Below are 246 nucleotides of genomic sequence, written 5' to 3'. Positions count from 1 at the left end.
ACGCTGTGCAGCTGCGCGACGCTTCAGGGCGAGGTGCCGATCAAGCCGCACGACAGCATGCCCGAACTCGCCTGGGAAACCCCACAGGGCCAGTCCGTCGGGCTGTTCGTGCCCGGCACGATGCGCGCACTGACCGCCGACAATCGCGCCTACCGCAGTGGCGACATCCTGACCGTCACCCTGCAGGAGGCCACCCAGGCCAGCAACCGCAGCAATACCCAGATCAGCAAGCAGTCGGGCATCGAG

Annotated in this window: 1 protein-coding gene; it reads left to right on the top strand. The window is 67.1% G+C overall.

Annotated elements, in window-relative coordinates; genetic code table 11:
• On the top strand, nt 1-246 hold a 246-nt coding region (locus tag MTCD1_RS19965; RefSeq protein ID WP_200818703.1), incomplete at both ends, for a flagellar basal body L-ring protein FlgH.

Source organism: Colwellia marinimaniae (genome assembly GCF_002207865.1).
GTDB classification, from domain to species: domain Bacteria; phylum Pseudomonadota; class Gammaproteobacteria; order Enterobacterales; family Alteromonadaceae; genus Colwellia; species Colwellia marinimaniae.
The sequence above is the reverse complement of the archived record's forward strand: the minus strand, read 5'-3'. Positions and strand labels throughout refer to the sequence as shown.